This window comes from Pseudomonas cannabina (genome assembly GCF_900100365.1).
Taxonomy (GTDB): domain Bacteria; phylum Pseudomonadota; class Gammaproteobacteria; order Pseudomonadales; family Pseudomonadaceae; genus Aquipseudomonas; species Aquipseudomonas cannabina.
In genome coordinates this window covers 3,268,574-3,286,531 of sequence record NZ_FNKU01000001.1, presented here as the reverse complement: position 1 = coordinate 3,286,531, position 17,958 = coordinate 3,268,574, and the positions used below count along the sequence as shown (strand labels likewise).

Sequence of the window (17,958 nt, the reverse complement as noted above, 5' to 3'; positions counted from 1 at the left end):
TCATTTTGCTGAAAGGCGGGCCAGTCCCGCCTTTCAGACGGATTTATCCTGCCGTCTGTTGTAAATACCGCTTGGCCAGCATCAGATTGGCCAACCCAAACAAACTGAACAACTGCGCTGTATTCTTTTCCAGCCCACGGTAGCGAACCTTGCGATGATTGAAGCGCACCTTGATTACCTGGAAGGGGTGCTCGACCTTGGCACGCAGTTGCGCCTTGGCATATTCAATTTTGCGCTTGACCCGATACAGCACGCTGCCTTCGCCGTGCTGCTTGTAACTGCTTGGCCGTTCTGCAATCGACCAGATAACGTCCCGTTCAGCATGCTCCGGTCGCTTGGCCGCACCGGTGTATCCAGCGTCACCCGAAACATAGGTTTCGTCACCGTGAAGCAACTGGCCAACCTGGGTGACATCCGCCACGTTAGCGGCCGTCCCTACTACGCTGTGCACCAGCCCCGACGTGGCGTCTACACCAATGTGGGCCTTCATCCCAAAGTGCCATTGATTGCCTTTCCTGGCCTGATGCATCTCAGGATCACGCTTGCCTTCTCGGTTCTTGACCGAGGGCGGCGCGGCGATCAGAGTAGCGTCGACGATAGTGCCTTCCTTGAGCAGCAGCCCCCGGCTGGCCAGATGCTGGTTAATCGTTTCAAACAGCAGCCGGGTTAGCTGATGGACTTCCAGCAAGCGGCGAAAACGCAGCAAGGTGGTGGCATCCGGTGCAGACTCGCGACCCAGGTCGATACCCATAAAACCGCGGATGGCCTGGCTGTCGTAGACGGCATCTTCGCAACCTTCATCGGAGAAACCGAAACACTGCTGCACGACGTACATGCGCAACATGCGCGACACCCCTATCGCAGGGCGTCCGCGCTTGCCTGCGGTGTTGCTATAAAACGGCGCCACTTGCGCCTCCAGCAGGGCCCAGGGCACCAACTGTTCAAGGTCAGCCAGGAAGCGATCTCGGCGAGTCTGCTTTTTCTTGCCGGTATATTCGAGTTCGGAGAAGGTCTTCTGCACGCGCGTAACGCTCACGGAGAGGGAGGCTGTTGAAGGAACTTAGTGTGCCAAGGGTGGGGACAGTTGGCTATTTTTGCAGCGCCTCCCTAAGGAGGCGCTGATTTATTCGATTTTTCGTCCCTGCAACGCTCTGGAGGCCTTGATTTATCTGGGGGCAACAGCTGGGTTTTAGAATAAATCAGCGTCTCCCTAAAAGTCTCTGTGTCATGGTCCACAAGCGTCATTATTATTTTTGCATGTTCGCGTGCAGCTTCTTTAAAATCTGTTTTTTTGTTGATTGCATCGGTAAGAAACTTTAATTCGTGTTCACCAAGTTTTCCGTCAAGGTTGATGATTTTCAATTCTGCGTCGTCACCCAGCGTGTAACTGAAATTAATGCCCGCCAAATCGGGACGTAACTCCATGAGTTCATTTCTGAATTTGCTAAGGTGATCTGACTCAATTCTTGACATAAGGCCGGACCAAGCATAGGCATCCTCAATGTATTCTTGCTTGGTCATCGAGCGTATTTCGGTTTTTACTTCTGGTTGGGTGTGATCAGTATATCGATAAGGTCTGTTTAGCCATGGCTGATCCTCACGTGTATAAAATGCTTTTGCAGCCGCTTCTTTTGTGCTTAGTGTAGATTTGGTTTCAGGCAAAGTATCCAATGGTGTCGTTCGCGCGGAAGCCGGGACGGGTATCAGAGAATTCAACCGCGTGATACTTGCTGGGGGGATGTTCATATCGAGCTCCTTGCTGAATAGTGAGTACTTTGGTTAACGGCAAATTCAGGAAAAACTTGGGCTGATAACTATGTGGGAAAAATCCGAGGGAATGGCGTTATGTGATCCGCGTCACGGCTGAATCCTGCCGGAGTCGCTCAAGCATGAATATCGACCAAGGGCTTTCGCTCTTCCTCGTCCTCATGCTTTGGCGCATTGCGCTCAATCTGATAGATAATGGTGTCCATATAGTTGCCAATATGATTACGGCTGAATATTTGCCCGTAGTCGATGACTTTGCTGTAGTTTTCCAGATTGAGTTTGTACTGGCTGTCAAATTTTTCCGAATAGTGATCAAGCAGGCCCATCACGATTTTTGCATGGGCCTTCAAATCATCCTTCAGCTGCTCCCGCGAGTTCAGCGCCTCTGTCAGGTACGTAAATTCAGCAGGGGTAAGCACCTCGTCGGGATCGGTCACCTGAATCTGCTCATTAAACCCCAAGGGAGACGCTGATTTATTCTAAAACCCAGCTGTTGCCCCCAGATAAATCAAGGCCTCCAGAGCGTTGCAGGGACGAAAAATCGAATAAATCAGCGCCTCCCAAGGTAAAGCCGAAATGCTTTTTTGACAGCTCAGGGTTCAAGTAGCGAAGTTGCTCTTTGAATTCATGATAATCATCAAACATGCGGTATATTGTTTTATCAAATTGTTTGACTTCGGCTTTTAAGTATCCTCTGAAAAAGCCCATTTTTTTGGAGAGGAACCGGGCTGGAGCGCCTGTATTTACTGGCTTCGACTTTTGAAGAAAAGGCTTTTTCAGACCTTCCTTAAATACTCGTTTTTAATAGCTGTCGCTGTTTCTTCAAGCATGTTTTCTAGCGCGGCGCGGCCGTCTTCCGATTTCTTGTATCCGGCAAACCAAGGTGTTTCCTCCTTGCGGTAAAACTCAGCGTTCGGGTCACGCTGTTTTGCTGGTTCTGGTTCGATGGAGAGCTTGGTCATAGGAACCAAGACAGCAGGGTCTTTTTTCTCAAACAGGCTTTGCCATTCCTGTGCGGTGATGTAGTTCGGAGTTATATTCATTGTGCACCTGTTTTTTCATGGTCAACCGTTATTAACGGCATGCTTGAAAAAAACTTTTGCTGATAAAGCTGTAGGAATATTCCCAAAAATAGAGAATTTAATTATTTTGTAGGAGGTTTCTTTATTTTTCGATTTGTGGTTGACCGCTTGGTATTATTTCTATTACGTCCTGATTAGTGAGTTTTACTAATAACAGGAGAATTTTATGAACAACCAAAAAATGGCAAAAATTCTGATTTTCTCGTTGCTGACGTTCGTATTACACCCGCTCGCAATAGCGCAAGAACCGCATCAGGACACCCTAAATCAGGTATACGGATCGGAGGGTTTTGGGCGTGTTAATGAGTCAGGAGAAGCGGAGTCTGTGGAGCCAAAATATACAGTGCTCCCTGACAAACTTAATATAATCAAGGATTTTTTAGTAAGTGCGGCGGACAGCCATTACTATGGATTCACTGCATTTCGCGGGCAGAAGGTACTGATTCAAGGGCATCTGTCCGGATCGCTGCAACTGGAGATTCACGATGGCTTCAAATGGAATACAATTGCCAGTGGTCAGAAAATTGTGCTTTCTTCATTGGCGCCTGGCCAAGATGTGATTGCTCGGATTTCTCATAACGAAGTGAAACCGTTTGAGAAAGATTCCATATACGGTCTGATACTGGGTTCGTTTCCAAAAGTCACTTATGCGCGCTTGCGAGATCAGCCGTTCGGCATGTCGAGAATACCTCCTGATGCGTCCACGCTGGGGCCGCTGTCTGCCCAAGGGATAAGTAAGGTGGTCCTGGAGATCGACATGGCTGACTCGACTGGAAAGCCTTTGGAAGGAGGCATTGCTTCATACTCGTTCGATCTGCCAGCGTCTGATAAATCTCGATTGGGTGGCTTGGTAAGACTGACGCATTGGGAAAAGTTCGGACAGTCGTAGATATTGGTCGCTGTGTCGGCGGCAACGATGCGGGTATTTTTACTGAAAAAGACAGGGGGACACATGTTTGGCGCACCCAATATTTTGAAGGCCGTTGGACGGTCAACAGCTTTTATGCTGGAAACACGGGGATCCATACTCCTTACCCTGACAGGGGGCAAGTCGGTCATATCTGCCATCAGAATCTAGTCAGCAGCACCCCATAAATAAAATCTCAAAAACTGGCAAATTTTTTGCCAGTTTTTTTGCGTTCATGTTTTCAATTTTGAACGGCTACGTGACTCTGATACTTACCCAAGCGCTTATTCAACTCCAACCCGTTCGCCATCAGCATCATCAATCCCAACCCGGCTATCGCCGTCGTCACCTGCATCGGCCACGTATCGCCGGCCAGTGCATTTGCCATGTCTGCCAGCGGAGCGAGCAACACGCCCAGACAGAAAACTTCCAGTGAATAACGCCCCATGCGACAGATCTGACGGGCGGGCCAGTTTTCGAGCCAGTTGCCTGAGGTCGGCAGCAGTTGCGCGACGACGTAGACCAGTGCGAGGAAGTGCAGCAAACGAGCCGGCGCAAGGTCGGTCTTGCTGATGGGATACAGGCTGTCGAGGTGCAGGGCCGATACCAGTGTGGCGTGTAGCCCGGGCCATTTTTCACTGAAGGTCAGGACCCCGGCGATCAACACGTAGACGGCGGCCATTATGAACAGCGGCTGTTGCTGCAGAGGCGGGCGCGCCGGTGTCGTCGATGTTTCGCTGCGCAACGCGCAGGCACCGCCGAGGATGAACAGCAACTGCCAGGCTACCGGGTTGAAGTACCACACGCCGCCGCCTTCGTAGGCGCGCAGATTCCAGCCGAACAGCGGCACCATCAGGTACAGGGCAATCGACAGGCCGACCGCCACTTCGAGTTTGCGCAGCATCAACGGCAATATCAGGGGCAAGGTCAGCAGCAGGACGATGTACAGCGGCAGCGGGTCGGTCAGGTTGGGTTTGAAGCGCAGCAGCAGTTCGTCGGCCAGTGCCTGTTGCGGGTTACCGACGAAGTATTCGAGGCCCATCTGCTGAACCATGTCGCGGGTCTCGACATGGTTATTGGCAACAAACACGATACCCATCAGCAGGGTCAGCAAAAAGATGTGCACCACATACAGCACCCAGGTGCGGCGCAGAATCCGCACGCCAGCCACCAGCATGCCGTCGCGTCGGGCGATGCGCCCATAGGCCATGATTGCCGCGTAGCCCGCGAGGAAAACAAAGACCTCCGCGGCGTCGCTGAAGCCGAAGTTGCGCAAGGTCAGTTGCGCCAACGGGTTGTCCGGCACGTGATCCCAGAATATGAAGATCAACGCCAGGCCACGAAAGAAGTCGATTCGGTGATCGCGTCCGTTAGTCATAACGGTGGACTCTTGAAAGTGCTAATGATTGAAGATCGTCCGCAGAGGGCTCAGGTTCCAGGCCGTCGACCAGTGACGTTCGGCGGCGCGGCAGGGTGCCGTTCTATGTTGCAAATTGCAAAGGCTGGCTATTACAGAATGTCTCTGGCGCCCAAGTAGAAGCAGGTTGCCAGGGGACAGCAGCCAAGCGCGCAGGTGCGATCAAGGGCAGTAATGTCGGCAATCAACAGCAATCATTCTCATCCAGTGTTATGTTACTGTATAACGATTGTATTCAACTCACCGGAGAGATCGCCATGAAACTCGATATCCATCCTGCCTACCGCACCGTGTTGTTCCACGACACTGCCGCCGACGCTTACTTCCTGATCGGCTCAACCGTCGACACCGACCGGACGCATCAGCACACCGACGGCACGACCTATCCTTATGTGGCGCTCGACGTCTCCAGCGCCTCGCACCCGATTTACACCGGGCAGCAGCGCAAGACCACTAATGAAGGCCGGATCGCCGGTTTCAACAAGCGTTTCGCCACCTTCGGCTCAGGCGCCAGGAAAGACGCCGAAGCGGCTCAATGAGCGCTCTGACTTCCCAGTCGCGTGCACTCCACATGGATTGCCCGCGACCGGGATTTTTTTGCCTGAAATTCCGCTGTCCGGGCAATCCTCTGCTGGACTAACAGGCGGCATTGCTTTTATCTTCGCGGCCTGAAAAACAGGAGTAGCCGCTTTGAAAAAGTCAGTCGCCATCGTTTTTGGTGGGCAATCCAGCGAGCATGAGGTTTCGTTGCAGTCGGCACGCAACGTGATCAATGCGATTGATCGCGAACGCTACGCGCTGACCCTGATCGGCGTCGACAAGCTGGGCCGCTGGTTGCGCTTCGATGAGGCCGATTATCTGGTCAACGCCAATGACCCGGCGCAGATCAAGCTGAGCGGTTCAGGCAAGCAGTTGTCGTTGCTGCCCGGCAGCACGGGCGGGCAGCTTGTCGAGGTTGAAACGGGCAAGCCGCTGGCCAGTATCGACGTGGTGTTCCCGCTGATCCATGGCGCTTTTGGTGAAGACGGTGCATTGCAAGGCCTGTTGCGGATGCTGGCCATTCCATTCGTGGGCGCTGATGTGCTTGCGTCTGCGGCGTGCATGGACAAGGACGTAACCAAGCGTCTGCTGCGTGACGCGGGCATCGCGGTTGCGCCGTTCCTGGTGCTGATCCGTGGTGAAACCCTCGCTTTCGCCGACGCGGTTGCGCAACTGGGCCTGCCGATGTTCGTCAAACCGGCCAATCAGGGTTCGTCGGTCGGGGTCAGTAAAGTGTCTGACGAGGCGGGTTTCGCCGCCGCACTGGCGCTGGGCTTCGAGTTCGATCACAAACTGCTGATCGAGCAGGGCATCGTCGGCCGGGAAGTGGAATGCGCCGTGTTGGGCAACCACGAGCCGCAGGTCAGTGTCTGTGGCGAGGTCATTGCCAACGACGAATTCTATGCCTACGACACCAAATACCTGAATGGCGATCAGGCGCGCATCGCCATCCCTGCCGAAATGCCTGCCGATCTGAGTGATCAGGTGCGTGACGTCGCGTTGCAGGCTTACAAGGTGCTGGGTTGCGCAGGGCTTTCACGGGTCGATTTCTTCGTCACCGACGCGCGGCAGATCATCATCAACGAGGTCAACACGCTGCCCGGTTTCACCTCCATCAGCATGTACCCCAAGCTCTGGCAGGCCAGCGGGCTGAGTTACGCCGAACTGATCCATCGCCTGATTGTGCTGGCGCTGGAGCGTGCGGACGAAGCGCGGTTGTTGAAGACGGAGATATTCGCATGAAGATCATCAGCATCGCGGCAGCGCTGTTGATCGGCGCAGATGGGCGGACCTTGCTGGTGCGCAAGCGTGGCACGCAGGCATTCATGCAGCCGGGCGGCAAGATCGAGCCCGGCGAGCCGGCACCGTTGGCGCTGGCCAGAGAGCTTGAAGAAGAACTCGGGCTGATTATCGATCCGCAGCAAGCAACGTTTCTAGGCGAGTTCGCGGCACCGGCGGCCAACGAGCCGGGTTTCGAGGTTCGTTGTCAGCTGTATGAAGTCAAAACCGATGCGCACGTGCTGCCCGCCGCCGAGATCGAAGAAGTGGTCTGGGTGGGGGCGGACAGTCATCCTGATCTGCATCTGGCCCCATTGACCCGTGATTTGATTTTGCCGCTGTATCGCCAGCGGCAAACGGACGTTATCTGAGTCAGCGTCGCTTTCTTTAAGAGCGACCCTTCGCCGAGCGATTCACTATCGAACCACGCTCACACCGTCCAGCGTCGAGAACGATGTGTCTTTGGCGGTCAGCAGAAAGTCGCGCATGTACGGCGCGTCGAGCATGTCGGCGCGAATCCCGGCATAGAGCGTCGCGAACAGCCCTTTCTCTCCCAGCCGTTTGGCCTTCACGTAGCCGCGTGAGCTGTATTCATGCAGCGCCCAATGAGGCATGCCGCACACGCCACGGCCGCTGGCGACCAGTTGCATCATCATCACCGTCAGTTCCGAGGTGCGAACCTGCGCGGGTTCGATATCGGCGGGCTCCAGAAAACGCGTGAAGATGTCCAGCCGGTCGCGCTCGACCGGGTAGGTGATCAGCGTTTCAGTGAGCAAGTCTTCCGGAACGATGTAGGGCTTGTTGGCCAGCGTATGCTGATTGGCCACCGCCAGCATGGCTTCGTAGGTGAACAGCGGCACGTAAGTGATGCCGGGCAATTCCAGCGGGTCCGATGTCACCACCAGATCCAGATCGCCCCTCGCCAGCGCGGGCAACGGCGCAAACGAGAAGCCGGACGACAGGTCCAGTTCGACTTCCGGCCAGGCATCGCGGAACTGGTCGATGGTCGGCATCAACCATTGAAAGCAGCTGTGGCATTCGATGGCCATGTGCAAGCGGCCCGCCGTACCGCCCGCCAGCCGGGCAATGTCGCGTTCGGCGCTGCGCAGTTGCGGCAGCAGCGAGTCGGACAATTGCAGCAAGCGCAGGCCGGCGCTGGTGAAGCGCACCGGCTTGGTCTTGCGCACGAACAGCGGCATGCCGAGGCGTTCTTCCAGTTCCTTGAACTGGTGGGAAAGCGCCGACTGCGTCAGGTGCAGGCGTTCGGCAGCTTCCACAAGGCTGTCGGCCTCGCGCAGGGCGTGCAAGGTTTTGAGGTGGCGTATTTCAAGCACCGTCACGGCTCCATGAATAGTATTTGTGATCAACACGAAAAAAATGAGTTTGTCTCATGATGGGTCGGCTGTCGACAATAGCGCCATCTTTTATGGAGGACGCATCATGGCCCTGACCCCACACGCTGAATGTCTGCTCATTGGCGCCGATCAAGCATTGCAGCAAGCGATGCAGGCTTTCTGGAAAGAAGATCAGGGTGTATCGACGGGCGGTGACATGTCTGGTGCACACCTGCGCACCTGGCTGCGTGCACATCATCCACAATTGGTGCCGCAGCTGAACCTCGGCCAACGCGTGCAACCGAACTGGCAGCCACTGTTGGCCAGCGTCAAAGAGGCTTGTGAACACGGCCGTAAGCCGGCGCTGATTGGCCCGCTGACGCTGCTCTGGCTGGGTGAGGTTCAAGGCCGTGAAATCGATCGGCTCGAGTTGCTGGAACAACTGTTGCCCGCCTATGGCGAAATTTTCGGGCGTCTTGCAGCGCGAGGCGTCGAGTGGGTGCAGGTCGACGAACCCATCCTGGCGCTGGACTTGCCGCTGGCATGGACCAATGCTTTCGAGCGGGCTTACCACATCCTTCAGTATTCGCCGTTGAAGAAGCTGGTGGCCACGTATAACGGCGACCTGCGTTGCAATCTTGGCGTTGCAGCGCTGTTGCCGGTCGCAGGCCTGCATCTGGACAGTGTCAGCGTGCCTGAGCAACTGGCCTCGGTATTCGATCGCCTGCCAACCTACAAGGTGCTGTCGCTGGGCGAGTGCGCCCGGCATGAAGGCTGGGGGCATGAATCGCTGCAGGAAGCGCGTGCCCGCTTCGGTGAAAACCTCATGGTCGCCGATCAGGCCGCCGCATAGTCCGAAACGGTTTAACGACCGCTCGGCGCCATTCATCAAACTGTCACGTAACTGTGGCAGCGCGCTTGGCAAAACATCATCAGACTCGCGGCTTACTGGGGATCTGTTTTTTGGTGTTTTTCATGCGGGTTTTAATTTTTCTGGCCGCGCTTCTGTGCGGCTTGCCGTCGTTTGCGGCCGATCGTTGTGATGTCAATGCTCCTGTGCAGTTTGCTGACCTCAAGGAAGTTCGGATTGCCTACCAAAGTATCGGCAGCGAATCCGACCCTGCCTTATTGCTGATCATGGGTCTGGGTGGGCAACTGATCCACTGGCCGGACGAAGTGGTGGTCGCGCTCTGTCAGCAGGGTTACCGGGTCATCCGCTATGACAACCGCGACGTCGGTCTGTCTACCTGGGTGCAGCAGCCGACTGACGCCAACCTGACGTTCGAAGTGCTGCGCTACAAGCTCGGCTTGCCGGTGTCGGCGCCTTATTCGTTGACCGACATGGCCGACGATGCGCTGGGCCTGATGGATGCGTTGCAGGTTCGCCAGTTCCACGTACTGGGTGCGAGCATGGGCGGCATGATTGCCCAGCATCTGGCCGACATGGCTCCGTCGCGCGTGGAAAGTATGACGCTGATCATGACCAGTTCCGGCGCCCAGGGGCTGCCGATGCCCAGCGCAGCACTGATGCAATTGCTGGCACGTCGTGGCGCGCCTGATCGGGAAGTGGCCATCGAACAGCAGGCCGATCTGCTTGCCGCGCTGGGTAGCCCGCAGGTCAAGGATGATCGCGAGCAGTTGCTGCATCAGGCTGCGGTTTCCTATGACCGGGCGTTCAACCCTGAAGGCGTCAAACGTCAGATCATGGCGATTCTTGCCGAGCCCAGTCGCGTCGAGTTGCTGAATCGTCTGCGTCTGCCGGTGCTGGTGGTTCACGGCACTGCTGACCCGTTGCTGCCGGTCATGCACGGCGTGCATGTTGCTGCGCACAATCAGGGCAGCCAACTGCGCCTGATTCCGGGGCTGGCGCACCGTTTTCAGGAGGCGTTCAAGGCGCCGCTGCTGGGCGCAGTGTTGCCGTACCTGAAAGCCCAGCACGAAGACGGCCGCAGCCTGGCTCAGTTGTAAGGCAGCGGCAGAGGTGTATCGTGTGGCCTTTGTTGATTGAACGAGGCCCGTCATGGCAACTGCACTGAAGATCGATTTCATTTCCGATGTTTCCTGCCCTTGGTGCGTCATCGGCCTGCGCGCACTCGATCAGGCGCTGGAGGTGCTTGGCGATGAGGTGCAGGCACAGATCCATTTTCAGCCCTTCGAGCTGAACCCGAACATGCCTGCCGAAGGCCAGGACATCAAAGAGCACATCGCCGAGAAATACGGCTCCACGCCTGACCAGATCGACGCCATTCACGAGACGATCCGTGAGCGCGGTGCCGAGCTGGGGTTCACGTTTGGCAAGGGCGAGCGACGCATCTACAACACCTTCGATGCACATCGTCTGTTGCATTGGGCCGAACAGGAAGGCAAGCAGCCCGCGTTGAAGCAAGCGCTGTTTGTGGCGTATTTCAGTGAGCTGAAAGACCCTTCCGATCACCAAACCCTAGCGGACGTGGCGCAGAAGGTGGGTTTGGACCGTCTGCGTGCTCAGGCGATTCTGGACAGCGACGAGTACGCCGCCGAAGTCCGCGAAGCCGAACAACTCTGGACGTCGCGAGGCATCACTTCGGTGCCGACCATGGTTTTCAATGACCAGTACGCCGTTTCGGGCGGGCAGCCGGTTGACGTGTTCGTCAGCGCGATCCGGCAGATGCTCAGCGAGTCAAAGTAACTCGCTGCCTGCTCACGGATCGGACGCGGAGCGTCCAGAACGGCATGCCGACGCGGAGCGTCGCACGATAGTCGAGGTTCCGCACGCTCCAGCGTGGGAATGCCTGTCGTGACGCTCTGTGTCACAAATCTGCGCCGCGCTGCACATTCCGGGCACGTGCCTTCAAAGTCCGTATTTCTTGACCTTGTCGAACAGTGTGGTTTTGGCCATGCCCAGTTCCTGACTGGCCTGGCTGAGTTTGCCGCCGCTGCGTTGCAAGGCTTCGCTAAGTAATGAGCGTTCGAAGGCTTCAACCGCTTCGGCAAAACCCAGGCTCTGGTTTTCACTGATCGTGCCGCTCTGCTTGAACGCGGGCAGACCGAGGGCAAATCGTTCTGCGACGTTACGCAGTTCACGTACATTGCCCGGCCAGTCGTGGCTCATCAGGCTCGAGCCGGTCTGCCGATCCAGTTGCGGCGGCTCGCGGTCGAAGCGTAACGAGGACAACTGCAGAAAGTGCTCGAACAACGGAAGAATGTCTTCCCGACGGTCGCGCAGTGGCGGCAGTTCCAGGGTGACGACGTTGAGGCGGTAATACAGGTCGCTGCGGAACTGGTTGGTCCTGCCCAGCGCATTCAGATCGGATTTCGTCGCTGCTATGACCCGGCAATCCACCGCCACGCTCTGGTTCGAACCCAGCCGCTCCAGTGTGCGCTCCTGCAAGACGCGCAGCAGCTTGATCTGCAGATTGATTGGCATGCTTTCCACCTCATCGAGAAACAGCGTGCCCTCGTGAGCGTGTTCGATCTTGCCGATGCGCCGCTTGCCCGCGCCGGTAAAGGCGTTGGCTTCGTGACCGAATATTTCCGACTCGAACAGACTTTCTGCCAGCCCGCCGCAGTTGAGCGCCACGAACGGGTTGTTCTTGCGGCGGCTGAAGTCATGCAGGCAGCGAGCGACCAGTTCCTTGCCAGTGCCGGTTTCGCCTTCGATCAGCACGTTGGCCGAGGTGTCGGCGACGTTGGCGATCAATGCCCGCAGGTTCTGCATGACCGGTGAGCGGCCAATGATCCGGCCCTCCAGCGAGTCGCGTTCGGCGAGTTGCTTGCGTAACGACCAGACTTCGCGGGCCAGACCGCGTTGCTCGAGCGCCCGGCGCGTCACATCGACCAGGCGCTCGGGCGAAAAAGGTTTCTCCATGAAGTCATAGGCACCGTCGCGCATCGCATTGACGGCCATGGTGATATCGCCATGGCCGGTGATCAGCACCACCGGCAGGCTGCTGTCGCGTGCCTTGAGGCGGCTCAACAGTTCCAGCCCGTCAATGCCCGGCAGACGAATGTCGCTGATGACGATGCCGGCAAAGTTGTCGCCAATGCGTTGCAGCGCTTCTTCGGCGCTCGATACACCCTCGCTGGCAATGTCCTCGAGCGCCAGCGCCTGCTGGCAGCCCAGCAACACGTGCGGGTCATCTTCGACGATCAGGACCGTCAGGTCTCTGTTGATGCTCATGGGTGTTCCTTATGTGAGCTTGCCCTGGCGAGAATCGGTCGGCGCGTCCGTTATGAACGGCAGGCACAGAACAAAAGTCGAGCCCGCGTCGCCCACAGGCTCCGCGCCCAGACTGCCTCCCGCTGCGGCGGCCAGGCTCGCTGACAGCGTCAGGCCAAGACCGAGGCCTTGTTCGCCCGGTTTGGTCGTGAAAAAGGGTTCGAACAGGTGTTTGCGCACTTCATCGTCGATACCGTGCCCATTGTCACGCACCAACAGGCGATAGCGGCCGTCGACGACCGAACCTTCAAGCCACAACTGCGGCTGCGGCTGGGCGGACATGGCGTCCAGCGCATTGCCGATCAGGTTGACCAGAATCTGTTCCAGCCGGGTCTGATCGATGCCCAGCGCGGCGTCGGCGAACGCCTGGTGCAGGATGAGCCCTGACTGTTCCAGACGTACGGCCAGCAATTGCAGCGCGGCGTTTACAGCTTTGCTGAGCTGCGCCTGCCCCTTGTCGTCACCCCGTCGGGCAAAGGCGCGCAGGCTGGCGGTGATGCGGCCCATGCGGTCGACCAGATCGTTGATGGTGCGCAGGTTGGCGCTGGCAGTATCCAGTGCACCACGTTCCAGAAAGCGCACGGTGTTGCCGGACAACGTGCGCAAGGCGGCCAGTGGCTGATTGAGTTCATGCGCAATACTGGTCGACATCTGCCCGATGGCCGCCAGTTTGCCGGCCTGGACCAGCTCATCCTGAGCCCGGCGCAGCGTGTCTTCCGCCTGCCTTCGCTCGCGAATCTGCGCCTTGAGACGCTCGTTGCTCGCGCGCAAGTGCTCGGTACGTTCGGCAATCTTGCGTTCCAGCTCATCGTTGGCAGCCTGCAGCGCTTCCCGGGCAGCGAGCCGGGTCGAGATGACCTTGCGTCGTTCGTTCCAGGCGATCAGCAGAAACGTCACCAGCGCACAGGCCACCGCCACCAGCATGCCTCGACTCGCGGCTTCACTGCGCAGGTCCTCCAGAGGCGTGAGCAGCGTGAAGTGCCATGAAGTCTCATTCAGCGGCCGGGTCTGCGCCAGGTAGCTCACCTGCGTGTGTTCCCGATCAACGCTGACGTTGGCCGGAAAGGTGAGTTTCTCGACGCCTTCGGACAGCGTTTCACGTTCCAGTGGCACCAGCTCATTGAGCGGCCACCAGTAATATTGCAGGCTGCGGGCCATGCGCTCTTTGATTTCGGGTGTCAGCGGGCGCACCGATTTCAGGCGTCTGGCCGGGTCGCTGGACAGAATGATGATGCCGTTTTCATCGGTGACAAATGCTTCCAGTCGGGCCCGTTGCCAGCGTTCTTCGAGCGCTTCAAGGCGGACTTTGATCACCGCGACGCCGATGATCCTGCCTTTGTCTTCCAGCCCGTGAGCCAGGTAGTAGCCGGATTCGCCCGACGTGCTGCCGATCCCGTAAAAACGTCCTGGCAGGCCGCGCACCGCGTCCTGAAAATAGGCGCGAAAAGAGAGGTCTTCGCCCTGATAGCTGTCGGCATCACGCCAGTTGCTGGTCGCCAGCACGCGGCCGGTGGTGTCCATCACGTAGATGGCACGGCTGCGGCTGCGCCGATTCAGACCCTCGAGGTAGCGGTTGACCTGTTGCTGCAGCTCGGGGCCGGGGTTGTTGAGCAGCTGCGAAACGCTGGATTCCAGCTCCAGAACGCTGGGCAGGTAGGTGTATTTGCTGATTTCGCTTTCAACGGTACTGGCGTGCAGCTCCAGTTGCCGTTCGCCACTTTCGCGCAAGCTCTTGATGCCGTTGTGTTCGCTGATCAGATAGGCGACGTAGCCCAGCCCGATCATCAGCAGGAGGATCAGCGGGGGCAGAAACAGTTGGCGGACCAGACGAGGCTTCACGGCAAGTGATGGCGGCGCGGCGCGATAAAGAGTGGAGTCGCATTTCATCACAGTCGTCCTGGACCGAACAGCTGCCCGAGCGGGGCAGGCAGCTGTGGGTAATGCCTAGTGCTGAAGGATTTTGGCGAGAAATTGCTGAGCACGTTCGGAACGGGCGCTGACATCGCCGAAAAACTCTTCCTTTTCGCAGTCTTCGACAATCTGCCCCTTGTCCATGAAAATCACCCGGTTGGCGACTTTGCGGGCGAAACCCATTTCGTGGGTCACGCACATCATGGTCATGCCTTCATGGGCCAGTTGCACCATGACGTCGAGCACTTCATTGACCATTTCCGGGTCCAGCGCGGAGGTCGGTTCGTCGAACAGCATGACCACCGGGTCCATGGCCAGCGCGCGGGCGATGGCGACGCGCTGTTGCTGCCCACCGGAAAGTTGACCGGGATGCTTGTGCGCATGCTCGGACAGGCCCACGCGGTCCAGCAGTTTCAGGCCTTTCTCAGTGGCTTCGGCCTTGCTGCGGCCCAGCACCTTGATCTGCGCGATGGTCAGGTTTTCGACGATGCTCAGGTGTGGAAACAGTTCGAAATGCTGGAACACCATGCCGACCCGCGAACGCAGTTTCGGCAGGTTGGTCTTGGCATCGGAGATGGATGTACCGTCGACGACGATGTCGCCTTTCTGGAACGGCTCCAGCGCATTGACACACTTGATCAGGGTCGACTTGCCCGAGCCGGACGGTCCGCAAACCACGACCACTTCGCCCTTGCTGACCTCGGTGCTGCAATCGGTCAGGACCTGAAAGTCCCCGTACCACTTGTTGACGTTCTTGATTGAAATCATACGGCAAACCTTTTTTGCAGACGCTTCACCAGCAACGAGGCGGCGAAACTGATCGTGAAATACACCAGACCGGCAATGACTAGGAACTCGTTGGCGCGACCGATGATGTCGCCACTGGAACGCGAGGCGTTGAGGAAGTCCACGAGGCCGACGGTGTACACCAGGGAGGTGTCCTGAAACAGAATGATGCTTTGTTGCAGCAACAGCGGGGTCATCTTGCGAAACGCTTGCGGCAGGATGATCAGTCGCATCATTTGCGAGTAGTTCATGCCCAGCGCCTGGGCTGCACCCATCTGCCCCTTGGAAATCGACTGCACGCCGGCCCGGACGATTTCACAGAAGTACGCGGCTTCGAACATCATGAAGGCCACGACGCAGGAGGCGAACGCACCGATCGGCGTGTCCTCACCGGTGATCCAGCGCAGCACGAACGGCACGGCGAGGTAAAACCAGGTGATCACCAGCAGCAGCGGGATCGAGCGAAAGTAGTTCACGTAGGCGCCGGCTACATTGGCCAGCAGCTTGTTCGATGACAGCCGCATCAGTGCCAGCACCGTACCGAGCAGCAGACCGCCGACCACCCCCATCGCCATCAGTTTGAGGGTCATGATCATGCCGTTCCACAGGCCGGGAATGGCTGGAATGATTCCGGTAAAGTCCATTATTTGCCCCCCAGAGAGATCAGGCCGGGCACTGCGACTTTCTTCTCGATCATGCGCATCAGCAGCATCAGGCTCATGTTCAGCGTGAAATAAATGAGGGTCGCCAGGGTGAAGGCTTCAAACAGGTTGGCGGAAAACTCAGCCGTCTGTTTGGTCTGCGCGAGCAGCTCCATCAGGCCGATCAGCGACGCGACCGAAGAGTTCTTGAACACGTTCAGGAATTCGGAGGTAAGCGGCGGAATGATGATCCGGTAGGCCTGTGGCAACAGCACATTCCAGTAGATCTGCGGCAGCTTGAAGCCCATGGCCCGTGCGGCGGATTCCTGGCCTTTCGGCAATGCTTCGATGCCGGTACGCACTTGTTCGCAAACCCGTGCAGCGGTGAACAGGCCCAAGCACACTACGACGCTCAGAAATGCAGAGGTAGTCGGGTTGAGGTCCTGCTTGTACCACTCCTGAATGTTTTCCGGCAGCATGTCGGGCACCAGAAAGTACCAGATGAACAGCTGCACCAGCAGTGGCACGTTACGGAAGATTTCCACGTACACCGTGGCGATACCCGACACCAGGCGGTTCGGTACGGTGCGCATGACGCCCAGCACCGAGCCCAGCAGCAGGGCGATGATCCAGGCGATCACGGCAATTGCGATGGTCCAGCCCAGACCGGAGATGAACCAGTCCAGATAGGTCTCGCTGCCGACGCCGGTGGACTTGAAGAACACGCCCCAGTCCCAGTTGTAATTCATCAGGGTCTTCCCCTATTGTTCTATTTATATCGAGATGCGCGCACTGTCGAAAGCGAGGCCCCGGTCCCGAACAGGGGTGCCTGTTCGGGATGCAATCAGTTCAGGTGAGCCGAACCGGTTGCTCAGGCTTTCTTGTCGTCAGCCGCTTTGTCAGTCGGGTTCTGAATCAGCTCCTTGAGCTTGTCGCTCATCGGGAAATTCAGGTTCAGACCTTTTGGAGGAATGGGCGACATGAACCACTTGCTGTAGATGGCGTTGATGTCACCGGACTTGTAGGTAGCAACAATCGCGTCATCCACCGCTTTCTTGAACGGGGCATCGCCTTTGCGAACCATGCAACCGTAGATTTCGTAGGATTGCGCAGTGCCGGTCACCGCCCAGTCATCCGGCTTCTTCGCTTTGGCCTTTTCGCCTGCCAGCAACGCGTCGTCCATCATGAAGGCGACTGCACGACCCGATTCGAGCATCTGGAAGGACTCACCGTGGTCCTTGGCAGAGATCACGTTCATGCCCATCTGCTTGTCGGCGTTCATCGACTTGAGGATGCGCTCGGACGTGGTGCCAGCAGTGGTCACGACGTTCTTGCCTTTCAGGTCGTCGAAATCTTTGTAGCTTGAATCCTTTTTCGACAGCAGGCGGGTGCCAACTTCAAATATGCCGATGGAGAAATCGACCTGTTGCTGGCGCTCGACGTTGTTGGTGGTCGAACCGCATTCCAGGTCAACCGTACCGTTCTGCACCAGCGGAATACGGGTCTGCGAAGTGACCAGGTTGTACTTGATCTTGAGCTCGGGCATGCCGAGGTCTTTCTTGATGGCTTCGACGATTTTCAACTGAATGTCGTGGGAGTAGCCCATCGGCACGCCGGAGGCATCGGCGATGTAGGAAAACGGGATGGAGGCGTCACGGTGACCGAGAGTAATGGTGCCGGACTCTTTGATTTTTTTCAGTGTGCCGGTCAGTTCGGCGGCGAAAACCGGAGTGCTGATCAGAGCGGCAGCAATAGCGGCACCCAGAAGTTGGGGAACGATGCGCATCGATGAATCCTCGATTTCATTTTCTTATTGATAGGGCCGCTGGCAGGGCGACCCGCTTTTTGACGAATGCTTCAACGGCGTCCTGCGAGACACACGCCTTTGCTGAAACGGTCGATGCAGAGTGTAGAGCACGAGTCGTGCCATGCTTTTCATATCAAGTAAATTGTTGAAATATATGATTTTTTATTTTTTCTGATGGGCGCAGACGTTGCTTGACGTCCGGGAAGCCGAATAGGCCGGCGGGAAATGTTCGGGAAACCGAATGGGTGGGGCAGGCGGGGAGAGGCAGGGTAACGCGCACCTGTTCACCC

General features: G+C 57.2%; 18 protein-coding genes and 1 pseudogene. 7 read left to right on the top strand and 12 right to left on the bottom strand.

Features of this window, described 5'->3' with window-relative positions; translation table 11 throughout:
- Positions 1-43: 43 nt before the first annotated feature.
- The 4 genes and pseudogenes from BLT55_RS15480 to BLT55_RS15460 form a co-directional block, all read right to left on the bottom strand.
- Positions 44-1,021, bottom strand: a complete 978-nt coding sequence (locus BLT55_RS15480; protein WP_007247761.1) for an IS5 family transposase — start codon at positions 1,019-1,021, stop codon at positions 44-46.
- Positions 1,022-1,107: 86 nt separating this feature from the next.
- Positions 1,108-1,746 carry a hypothetical protein gene (locus BLT55_RS33980; protein WP_223862740.1) on the bottom strand — a complete coding sequence of 213 codons (639 nt, stop codon included), beginning with the start codon at positions 1,744-1,746 and terminating at the stop codon, positions 1,108-1,110.
- Between the two features lie 137 nt (positions 1,747-1,883).
- Positions 1,884-2,457: pseudogene (locus tag BLT55_RS34785) on the bottom strand (hypothetical protein); the annotation flags it as partial.
- Positions 2,458-2,543: 86 nt separating this feature from the next.
- A complete protein-coding gene (locus tag BLT55_RS15460) occupies positions 2,544-2,810 on the bottom strand; it encodes a hypothetical protein (protein WP_169790204.1) in 267 nt (88 codons plus the stop codon).
- A 205-nt stretch (positions 2,811-3,015) separates the two neighbouring features.
- On the opposite strand from BLT55_RS15460, the gene BLT55_RS15455 reads away from it, so the two are divergent.
- Positions 3,016-3,738, top strand: coding sequence for a hypothetical protein (locus BLT55_RS15455; protein WP_223862739.1), 723 nt, complete (start codon positions 3,016-3,018; stop codon positions 3,736-3,738).
- A 259-nt stretch (positions 3,739-3,997) separates the two neighbouring features.
- Here BLT55_RS15455 and BLT55_RS15450 read toward each other — a convergent pair whose 3' ends face one another.
- Complete coding sequence (locus BLT55_RS15450) at positions 3,998-5,134, bottom strand: OpgC domain-containing protein (protein ID WP_055001659.1); 1,137 nt, start codon at positions 5,132-5,134, stop codon at positions 3,998-4,000.
- Between the two features lie 296 nt (positions 5,135-5,430).
- Here BLT55_RS15450 and BLT55_RS15445 point away from each other — a divergent pair, with 296 nt between their 5' ends.
- The 3 genes from BLT55_RS15445 to BLT55_RS15435 all read left to right on the top strand — a co-directional run bounded on the left by BLT55_RS15445 (position 5,431) and on the right by BLT55_RS15435 (position 7,362).
- Positions 5,431-5,712: a type B 50S ribosomal protein L31 gene (locus BLT55_RS15445; protein ID WP_055001660.1), complete on the top strand. Its 282-nt coding sequence runs from the start codon at positions 5,431-5,433 to the stop codon at positions 5,710-5,712.
- Positions 5,713-5,863: 151 nt separating this feature from the next.
- Positions 5,864-6,955, top strand: coding sequence for a D-alanine--D-alanine ligase (gene ddlA / locus BLT55_RS15440; RefSeq protein ID WP_055001661.1), 1,092 nt, complete (start codon positions 5,864-5,866; stop codon positions 6,953-6,955).
- Complete coding sequence (locus BLT55_RS15435) at positions 6,952-7,362, top strand: NUDIX hydrolase (RefSeq protein WP_055001662.1); 411 nt, start codon at positions 6,952-6,954, stop codon at positions 7,360-7,362. Before ddlA ends, BLT55_RS15435 begins: the two co-directional genes overlap by 4 nt.
- 45 nt (positions 7,363-7,407) lie before the next feature.
- Here the strand turns inward: BLT55_RS15435 and metR are convergent, their stop codons facing one another.
- The gene (gene metR, locus BLT55_RS15430) at positions 7,408-8,325 is read right to left on the bottom strand and encodes a transcriptional regulator MetR (RefSeq protein WP_055001663.1); all 918 of its coding nucleotides are present in this window, start codon (positions 8,323-8,325) and stop codon (positions 7,408-7,410) included.
- Positions 8,326-8,431: 106 nt separating this feature from the next.
- Here metR and BLT55_RS15425 point away from each other — a divergent pair, with 106 nt between their 5' ends.
- The 3 genes from BLT55_RS15425 (at position 8,432) to BLT55_RS15415 (ending at position 10,993) form a co-directional block, all read left to right on the top strand.
- Entirely contained in the window at positions 8,432-9,178 is a 747-nt protein-coding gene (locus tag BLT55_RS15425; protein ID WP_055001664.1) for a uroporphyrinogen decarboxylase/cobalamine-independent methonine synthase family protein, read from the top strand.
- A gap of 122 nt (positions 9,179-9,300) precedes the next feature.
- On the top strand, positions 9,301-10,293 hold the full coding sequence (locus BLT55_RS15420) for an alpha/beta fold hydrolase (protein WP_074801404.1): 993 nt from the start codon (positions 9,301-9,303) through the stop codon (positions 10,291-10,293).
- A gap of 52 nt (positions 10,294-10,345) precedes the next feature.
- Positions 10,346-10,993 carry a DsbA family oxidoreductase gene (locus BLT55_RS15415; RefSeq protein WP_055001665.1) on the top strand — a complete coding sequence of 216 codons (648 nt, stop codon included), beginning with the start codon at positions 10,346-10,348 and terminating at the stop codon, positions 10,991-10,993.
- A 162-nt stretch (positions 10,994-11,155) separates the two neighbouring features.
- On the opposite strand, the gene aauR is transcribed toward BLT55_RS15415, so the two are convergent.
- The 6 genes from aauR to BLT55_RS15380 all read right to left on the bottom strand — a co-directional run bounded on the left by aauR (position 11,156) and on the right by BLT55_RS15380 (position 17,647).
- Positions 11,156-12,484 (bottom strand): two-component response regulator AauR, encoded by a 1,329-nt coding sequence (gene aauR / locus BLT55_RS15405; RefSeq protein WP_055001666.1) that lies wholly within the window; start codon positions 12,482-12,484, stop codon positions 11,156-11,158.
- 9 nt (positions 12,485-12,493) lie between these two features.
- Positions 12,494-14,410 (bottom strand): two-component sensor histidine kinase AauS, encoded by a 1,917-nt coding sequence (gene aauS / locus BLT55_RS15400; protein ID WP_055001667.1) that lies wholly within the window; start codon positions 14,408-14,410, stop codon positions 12,494-12,496.
- Between the two features lie 57 nt (positions 14,411-14,467).
- On the bottom strand, positions 14,468-15,202 hold the full coding sequence (locus tag BLT55_RS15395; protein ID WP_054079762.1) for an amino acid ABC transporter ATP-binding protein: 735 nt from the start codon (positions 15,200-15,202) through the stop codon (positions 14,468-14,470).
- Positions 15,199-15,867: an amino acid ABC transporter permease gene (locus BLT55_RS15390; protein WP_174518642.1), complete on the bottom strand. Its 669-nt coding sequence runs from the start codon at positions 15,865-15,867 to the stop codon at positions 15,199-15,201. The genes BLT55_RS15395 and BLT55_RS15390 overlap by 4 nt, the downstream gene beginning before the upstream one ends.
- Positions 15,864-16,610 carry an amino acid ABC transporter permease gene (locus BLT55_RS15385; protein WP_055001669.1) on the bottom strand — a complete coding sequence of 249 codons (747 nt, stop codon included), beginning with the start codon at positions 16,608-16,610 and terminating at the stop codon, positions 15,864-15,866. Before BLT55_RS15385 ends, BLT55_RS15390 begins: the two co-directional genes overlap by 4 nt.
- A gap of 122 nt (positions 16,611-16,732) precedes the next feature.
- A complete protein-coding gene (locus tag BLT55_RS15380; protein WP_055001670.1) occupies positions 16,733-17,647 on the bottom strand; it encodes a glutamate/aspartate ABC transporter substrate-binding protein in 915 nt (304 codons plus the stop codon).
- Positions 17,648-17,958 lie beyond the last annotated feature (311 nt).

Bases quoted from the DNA above. Each gene is read 5' to 3' on its own strand.
- BLT55_RS15415 (WP_055001665.1), top strand. From the start codon at position 10,346: ATGGCAACTGCACTGAAGATCGATTTCATTTCCGATGTTTCCTGCCCT.
- aauR (WP_055001666.1), bottom strand. From the start codon at position 12,484: ATGAGCATCAACAGAGACCTGACGGTCCTGATCGTCGAAGATGACCCG.
- BLT55_RS15385 (WP_055001669.1), bottom strand. From the start codon at position 16,610: ATGAATTACAACTGGGACTGGGGCGTGTTCTTCAAGTCCACCGGCGTC.
- BLT55_RS15445 (WP_055001660.1), top strand. From the start codon at position 5,431: ATGAAACTCGATATCCATCCTGCCTACCGCACCGTGTTGTTCCACGAC.
- BLT55_RS15455 (WP_223862739.1), top strand. From the start codon at position 3,016: ATGAACAACCAAAAAATGGCAAAAATTCTGATTTTCTCGTTGCTGACG.
- BLT55_RS15420 (WP_074801404.1), top strand. From the start codon at position 9,301: ATGCGGGTTTTAATTTTTCTGGCCGCGCTTCTGTGCGGCTTGCCGTCG.
- BLT55_RS33980 (WP_223862740.1), bottom strand. From the start codon at position 1,746: ATGAACATCCCCCCAGCAAGTATCACGCGGTTGAATTCTCTGATACCC.
- aauS (WP_055001667.1), bottom strand. From the start codon at position 14,410: ATGAAATGCGACTCCACTCTTTATCGCGCCGCGCCGCCATCACTTGCC.
- BLT55_RS15450 (WP_055001659.1), bottom strand. From the start codon at position 5,134: ATGACTAACGGACGCGATCACCGAATCGACTTCTTTCGTGGCCTGGCG.
- BLT55_RS15460 (WP_169790204.1), bottom strand. From the start codon at position 2,810: ATGAATATAACTCCGAACTACATCACCGCACAGGAATGGCAAAGCCTG.
- BLT55_RS15380 (WP_055001670.1), bottom strand. From the start codon at position 17,647: ATGCGCATCGTTCCCCAACTTCTGGGTGCCGCTATTGCTGCCGCTCTG.
- BLT55_RS15395 (WP_054079762.1), bottom strand. From the start codon at position 15,202: ATGATTTCAATCAAGAACGTCAACAAGTGGTACGGGGACTTTCAGGTC.
- BLT55_RS15435 (WP_055001662.1), top strand. From the start codon at position 6,952: ATGAAGATCATCAGCATCGCGGCAGCGCTGTTGATCGGCGCAGATGGG.
- BLT55_RS15425 (WP_055001664.1), top strand. From the start codon at position 8,432: ATGGCCCTGACCCCACACGCTGAATGTCTGCTCATTGGCGCCGATCAA.